The organism is Dethiosulfatibacter aminovorans DSM 17477 (genome assembly GCF_900142005.1).
In the GTDB taxonomy this organism is placed as follows: Bacteria; Bacillota; Clostridia; order Tissierellales; family Dethiosulfatibacteraceae; genus Dethiosulfatibacter; species Dethiosulfatibacter aminovorans.
The window spans coordinates 20,794-27,774 of the sequence record NZ_FQZL01000039.1; the positions used below are offsets into that span (position 1 = coordinate 20,794).

A 6,981-nucleotide genomic window follows, 5' to 3' on the forward strand; every position below is an offset into this window, starting at 1 on the left:
AAATGGAAATTGTACGTAATACTATTTCCAGTGTATCTAACACATTAGGAGAGAGTTCATTAGTAAGAATTATGCATGTGAAAATACGAGATATAGATGCTCGAGTTAGTGAGATGATTGATACTATTAGAGATACTTGCTGGTTAGAAGGAATGGAATCCTATGAAAGAGTAGCTTTTGAAGCTCGCATGACTAGAACAGTACGAAAATTCGTTAATATGTTATCTGATGTAGAAGGTGGTATGAACACTTCGATTGGTGAAATTATGATTTCAGACACAGCTCAAAAGGTGCTAGTTGAGAATGTAAACCATACAAAGATTCCTCTTGCAGATTTAATCAAGGAAAGAGTTCAAGGAAATGGTGGTTTTGATTTTCATACAGAAAGCAACTCGCAACTTATTGTCTATGGGGAAGCAAAGTATAGTGGTGTTAGCACAAAATATACTGAAGCAATTAGTCAGATAAATGATTTTATTGGAGATTTAAAAGACTCTGCAGAATTAATTGATTTGAAGTACTTCGTTTCACAAGAAGTTTGTGATAATGCTGTAGAGGGTAGGAGGGGATATACAGCTGCTTTTTCGATGATCTGTGATAATCCAAATAGGATATTAAGCAATGCTTTAAATAGTGAGCAATGTCAATCATTAATTGGTTGTGCTGAACTATATTTAATTGGAGTTGAGATTGATGTTGAATAGGATATGGAGTGGAGAAGAAATCGAGAATATTCTAGTCTCTATAATAAAATCGATACATAAAAATGGTCCAATCGATTCAAGGGATTTTGAGCTACTATCTCATATAAAGTTGTTATACAATGATATTTTTGTGAAATACGAGAAAAGATTGCTTTATTCAATGGGACTGTTTTATAAAGTTACTGAACCTAATGGTGTACTTGAAGAAATTTATAATGTTTATGCTGAAACAATAGAAGAGAGTATTGGAATTAAGTTCACTCCAGTACAAGCCGAAGCATATAAGTATATTGAGTCAAAACACTATTTTTCTTTTTCGGCTCCAACAAGTGCAGGTAAGTCATACCTGTTTCGTGAGTTAATTAAGAAAACTGTAGGAGACATTGTTATTGTAGTTCCATCAAGAGCTTTGATAGCGGAATATATGTCTCTAGTGTTGAATTTGGTTGATAAATCTGTTTTAGTATTGCAATTCATAGAAAATGTAAATACTGATAATACAGAGCGTAGAATCTACATTATCACTCCAGAACGTGGAGTTGATTTATTTAATATAATTGATGACTTGAATATTGAACTTTTTTTGCTTGATGAAGCACAGATAACTGATGAACCAATACGAGGGCTTAGTTTTGACTCATTGGTGAGGAGAATTGATAGAGAGCTGCCTGATACAAGAAAAGTCTTTGCTCATCCATTCATATCTAATCCTGATGCCCAACTAAGGAAACATGATTTTTTTAGTAATTCAAAATCTGCAATATATCGTCAACATACTGTTGGTAAAGTTTTTGTTGAGTATAACAATCAATTTTCATTTTTTTCACCATATGAAAGTGAATGGGGAGAGCAGCAAAGGAATCTTGAATATGATTTGTTAGAGCAGGTTTTGGCAACAAGGGGAACAGTGCTAATTTATATATCAAAGAAGAAAATTATCGAAGGTGATTATCTTACGTTGTTTAAAAAATATATAGATTTATGTCCTGAGATTGAAGATGCATATGCATCAAAATTGATTAAAGAATTGAAAGAATATATAGGTGCTGATGAACATGACAAGTACTCAAATATGATTCATATGATGGAAAAGGGCATAGTAATCCATCATGGTTCAATCCCACTGAAAGCAAGACTTGTAATAGAGGATTTTGTTCGTGCTGGATATGCAAGACTGTGCTTTGCAACATCTACCTTAAATCAGGGAATTAATATGCCTTTTGATGTTGTTTGGATATATACTTTCCATAATATGCCTTCACTCACATTAAAAAACTTAATTGGAAGAGCTGGTAGATCTACAAGCATAGAAAATCAGTTCGAGTTTGGATATGTTATTGTCAATTCTAGAAACGTTAGAACATTCACAAATAGGATTAATGAGCAAGTTTCGCTTAATGATACTTCTTTGTTGGATGTTGATTTAGAAGATGTACATGAAGATGAAAAAGACATTGTTGAAGCTATGCAAGATTATTCTTTTGATGATAATTATAAATTGACGAGTTCTCAGTTAGAAAGAATTAATAATGACGATGTTGATAGGGAAATACAGAATGTGCTAGATTTGCTAATGCATGAAGGACATCCAATCAATGCGAAGCAATATTACGATCTTGGTGGAAAGAGGAGTAAATTAAAAAGTTCTTTAAAAATGATATATACCAAGCATTTAAGAAAAGATAGTCTCAGTGCTGGTGAGCAAAGTATACTTAGTGCCGCAATTCCAATACTTTTATGGCACATACAAGGAAAGTCATTTAGTGAAGTTGTGTCATTACGATATGCATACCTATCAAAAAATGATGAGAGGCGTGCATTAAAGCAACTCTATGAAAGAGGTGAAATTAGCGAGGCTGAGTTCAAAATTAGAACTAGAGAGATTGTGCCAGTATATTCATGTAAGGTGGGGCAAATACCAAATAGCAATGCGAGAAAAGTAAATCTACTACAGGGTGTCAAATCAGTTAAAGATATTGATTATGATACTATTGTTTATGATACTTATGATTTTATGGATAAGGTGATTTCTTTATCATTAACAAATCCGCTTTATGCTGCATTTTCATTGTATTTCGACAAAACTGGAAATGAAGATGCAATGGCTTTGGCAAACTACATTAAATATGGAACAAATAATGATACTGAAATATGGTTACTTAGATACGGTTTTTCTTTTGAAGATATTGATTGGATGATTGATTATGTAGAATATGTTGATTCTCGAAAAATAGTGTTTAAAGACAATACAGAAGAATTGTCAGAAGAAAGAAAAGAGATAATTAAGAGGTTCATATAAGGAATAGCTCGTCATGGTTCTAATTATTGAATACTAGATGAAGTTTGATCTATTCAAGCAAAACTGTAATACCATGTGATAGTTTGAATGTTTCATTTTAAATGGTGTCTTTCAATCATTATAAGTATGTGGTCTTCTATGATTGTACCAATTGAATCTATATTCATAGATGCCTTGAATCAGAGCCTAAAACTTTTTGTACCTGTCAAATTACTTTACTAGTATTAAAATCACCCATACAAATGATTAGAAAAACATGCGTACTCAGCAAAGAAAAAGCTCTAGCCAACGATAAGCTAGAGCTGAGTACGTATTTTTTCTATTGAACAGAACTGCGGTGACTAGGGGAAAGTATGACGGCCTTACTGCTCTTAAAAAGTAAATTTGTTACAGCTACGAGTTAAATACACCTACATTCTTGGTTTTTTCTCTATGAATGGACATAGCTTCCCCCTCCCCAGTTAAGAGGCTGAAAAAAAGCATATGAAATTAGGTATTCTATGTCACACAGACATCATGGCTGTAATAATAAAAACCACCACACTTTGGACAGCACATCCGGTCTTTTCCAATAAGTTTTAATAACAGGGCTTCTTTATCCAAAGCTTTGATTATTGGCAAGACTACTCCTCTTTGCTTTGAAATCAACTTTCTGATTAAGGCTGTTTTTAAACGACGGAATCGGTTGGTAAGAAATCCGTAGTGGCGGATTTCTTACCAACCGATATGGCAGAACATGATCCAAAAATCGGCGTACGAATTCTTCCCTGGAAAGTGTCATTTCCCTCTTGCGGTTGTTATCGCTTCGGTCGTGATAAGCGAAGGTTACGGAATCTTCATCGAATTTTTTGATACGGTCAGCATAGATGGCTATCTTATGAGTATAGCGACCCAGATAACGGATTACATGTTGAGCACTTTTGAACACACGTTTTGAATAAACAACCCAGTCTTTCTTGAAAAGTTTATCAATGAAAGCCTGAAATATATTGCCTTGTTCAAGCTCCTTAAGGTCGTTTAGAAATACAAGTTTATCATTATCATAGAGGGATTTCAATTTTTCCAGGAACTTTGCTCTATACACTCGGGACAGCATCTTAATCGGAAGAAAGTACTTCTTTTTAAATGACTTGAAATGGGTCTGATTAAGGGACAGACCACCACCAGCAAGAATGCAATGTAAGTGTGGGTGGAATATAAGTGTTTGACTCCAGGTGTGAAGAATTAGGCTAAAACCAGGTATTACGCCAAATTGGCTTTTGGACAGGTCAAGAAGTGTTTTTGAAGTGGCATTGTACATGAGGTCATAGAGAGACTTCTGATTGAAATACACAAGGGAACGCAGCTCACTTGGAAGCGTGAAAACCAAATGAAAGTAATGAGAAGGTATTACTGACTCCTGTTGCTTTTGTACCCACATCTCTTTCTTGAAGTTACCGCAAATAGGACAATGCCTGTTGTGACAAGAATTATGGACAATCTTTTCATGACCACAATCGCAAGACAGTTTATGGCTTCCCATATTTGAGGTTTGACAAGAAATGATATTGTTGATGGCTTTGACCTGCTGATAAGACAGATGATGATTACTGATGAATTCTTCCGGCTTTATTGATATAATAGATTGGAGTTTATTCATTGGCAGACTCCTGATCAAGTGGGCTTTTGGTAGAGAATACAAGAGAAGGTGACAGCTGAAGATAAACTTCAGTCGACCTAAGCGTGCTGTGTCCGAGTAAAGACTTAATGGTATAGATATCGGTACCATTCTCAAGAAGATGGCTGGCGAAGGCATGTCTTAACGAATGTGGTGTCACTTTTTTGTTGATGCCTGCAGCAGCAATGGTCGACTTGAATTCTTTTTCTATCGTATTTTTTGACATAGGTTTATCTTTATAGGAATAAGGAAAGAAAAGAAGGTCGTTGGGTTGATAAGTACGGTAGTAATCTCTGAGACATTTTAGGTTACGTTCGGATAGAATGGTGTATCGGTCTTTTCGTCCTTTGCCTTCTTTGATTCGTAATTGCATTTTTTTTGAATCAATGTCGGAAACTCTAAGTCGAAGCACTTCACCAATACGAAGGCCTGATCCATAAATGGTCATAAATATGGTTTTGTGTTTTAAGTTTTGAGAACAGTTAAGAATAGCTTCAACTTCAGTGATTGTTAAAATTTCAGGCAGTTTTTTAATTTTTCTCATGAATGGTAAAGGTGCTACTATATGATGTTTTCTAAGCACTTGAGAAAAGAAAAAGTTGATAATGGAATGATTTTGATTTATGGTACTACTTGTTCGCCCCAATGTAATCATATGTTGAAGATAATCCAAAAGGTCATCAGTGGTAATGTCATCCACGGGTTTGTCTAGAAAGGTTAGAACCTTCTTCATACATGCTTGATAGGCGTTGATAGTTCCAGGGGTACAGCCTTTGAGTGTGAGTAGTCGAGTCATTTCTTTAATATGGTTTTTGTTATACATAAAAAGCTCCTTTCGGTATATTTAAAACTATCATACCGAGAAGAGCTATAGATTTACAATGTTAAGTTACTTAAAGAGCCACCGCGGTAGCGGTTTAGTTCAATTGAAATTCGTGTGAAATATAACTTCTAAGATAATGTATAGTGTTACAGTTTTATTGTATCAGGACAAACCAGGAGGTATGTCTGTCAAAAACAGAGCAAAAGAAAAAGTGTATGATACATTTAAGTAATAAGAAATGTAAAGAAAAGGGTGATTGAATTGAACGAATTGGAGATACAGAAAATAAATGGATACATAGACCTTGAGAATATTAAAGTTCCTAATTGGAAAGTATTACTTTCAAGCTATTTTTTCTTTATGATAATTTCTATACCAACTGCTTTGTATGGTTCAATGAATGAATTGACTAATCAAATGATTGGTTCATGGGTAATTATTTTAGGAATATGGACTTTGTATTTTATTTTCAACAAACATGATGAAAATAGCTACGTGTTATATATGGGAATGATTAGTGTGTTTACATCGATAACTGCATTAATTGCCACTTTCGAAATGTTGAATTTATTAATTGATGTTAATTACTCTCTAATCATAATAGTTGTATTAATCTATTTAGGATTACTAGGCGTAAATATCTGGAATATTATTAGACTTGTTAAGAAAGGATACTTTCTAGATCCCCAAAAATCATCTAGGACCAATTACGGGTTGATTTTAGGAACTTCCGTACTTGGAATAGGGGTTGCAAGAGCCTTCTTTGGAGGTGTAGGGAATGATAAAGCAATAATGATAATTGTATCAGTATTAGTATTTTTTGTTTTAGTATTTCTCTCGGGTACTCATAACTTCCTCAAATATTATTATATACGGATTACAAACGTCAACTAAAGGGAGTAAATTGTGGAAAGTGATAGGACAAGATATTCAGATGCAATGATGCTGTAGACTACTCCACATCCTGTTTGAGGAAACATATATCGTTGTTTACCCTTATAAATTGAAACTTGTGAAGTCAAGTAGTTTGATATTGGAACGTTTTTAAGAATTTGAAAACTGCGATTTGCTGAGTAGATTGAAGAAAAACTAGGAATATTAAAGGAGGAATAGATAAATGAATAAAATAAGGCTAAAAGTATTGGTATGCTTTTTATTGCTTATCATTTGTTCTATAACAGGATGTTCTGACAAATTGAGCCAAGACAGGATTGATACTATGCATGAAGAAATTGAGAAAATAAGGATTGAAGTTGTCAACGAATCTATACTTAATAATGGCATTTCATACTCGTTGAAGCTAATAAATGATTGTGATTATGTAATTGCACAGAATAATGTTTATTTAAGTTTTCCGGTAACAAATGCAAATAATACCAAATGGAGTTCTAGTGAGTGGAAAGTTGAGGCAGATGGAAACAAGTTAAATATTGAACCTGGACAGGAAGTTCTACTGAATGTTTTTATGTCAGATGAATTTTTTAAGTACAATGAATTG

Annotated in this window: 6 protein-coding genes; 4 read left to right on the plus strand and 2 right to left on the minus strand. The window is 33.9% G+C overall.

The features are described from left to right. Nucleotides 1-2: 2 nt before the first annotated feature. Both BUB05_RS16765 and BUB05_RS16770 read left to right on the plus strand, forming a co-directional pair. A complete protein-coding gene (locus BUB05_RS16765) occupies nucleotides 3-704 on the plus strand; it encodes a Hachiman antiphage defense system protein HamA (RefSeq protein WP_073050761.1) in 702 nt (233 codons plus the stop codon). Next, nucleotides 694-3,003: a DEAD/DEAH box helicase gene (locus BUB05_RS16770; RefSeq protein WP_073050762.1), complete on the plus strand. Its 2,310-nt coding sequence runs from the start codon at nucleotides 694-696 to the stop codon at nucleotides 3,001-3,003. The genes BUB05_RS16765 and BUB05_RS16770 overlap by 11 nt, the downstream gene beginning before the upstream one ends. A 595-nt stretch (nucleotides 3,004-3,598) precedes the next feature. Here the strand turns inward: BUB05_RS16770 and BUB05_RS16775 are convergent. Both BUB05_RS16775 and BUB05_RS16780 read right to left on the minus strand, forming a co-directional pair. Next, the gene (locus tag BUB05_RS16775; protein ID WP_073050763.1) at nucleotides 3,599-4,642 is read right to left on the minus strand and encodes an IS91 family transposase; all 1,044 of its coding nucleotides are present in this window, start codon (nucleotides 4,640-4,642) and stop codon (nucleotides 3,599-3,601) included. Beyond that, on the minus strand, nucleotides 4,635-5,483 hold the full coding sequence (locus BUB05_RS16780) for a tyrosine-type recombinase/integrase (protein ID WP_073050764.1): 849 nt from the start codon (nucleotides 5,481-5,483) through the stop codon (nucleotides 4,635-4,637). The genes BUB05_RS16775 and BUB05_RS16780 overlap by 8 nt, the downstream gene beginning before the upstream one ends. 261 nt (nucleotides 5,484-5,744) lie before the next feature. Here BUB05_RS16780 and BUB05_RS16785 point away from each other — a divergent pair, with 261 nt between their 5' ends. Next, nucleotides 5,745-6,377 carry a hypothetical protein gene (locus BUB05_RS16785; RefSeq protein ID WP_073050765.1) on the plus strand — a complete coding sequence of 211 codons (633 nt, stop codon included), beginning with the start codon at nucleotides 5,745-5,747 and terminating at the stop codon, nucleotides 6,375-6,377. 223 nt (nucleotides 6,378-6,600) lie between these two features. Further along, nucleotides 6,601-6,981, plus strand: a 381-nt coding sequence (locus BUB05_RS16790) for a hypothetical protein (RefSeq protein WP_073050766.1), incomplete at its 3' end; no start/stop codon positions are given.

Coding starts and splice junctions, on each gene's coding strand:
- BUB05_RS16765 (WP_073050761.1), top strand. CDS start 3: ATGGAAATTGTACGTAATACTATTTCCAGTGTATCTAACACATTAGGA.
- BUB05_RS16770 (WP_073050762.1), top strand. CDS start 694: ATGTTGAATAGGATATGGAGTGGAGAAGAAATCGAGAATATTCTAGTC.
- BUB05_RS16775 (WP_073050763.1), bottom strand. CDS start 4,642: ATGAATAAACTCCAATCTATTATATCAATAAAGCCGGAAGAATTCATC.
- BUB05_RS16780 (WP_073050764.1), bottom strand. CDS start 5,483: ATGTATAACAAAAACCATATTAAAGAAATGACTCGACTACTCACACTC.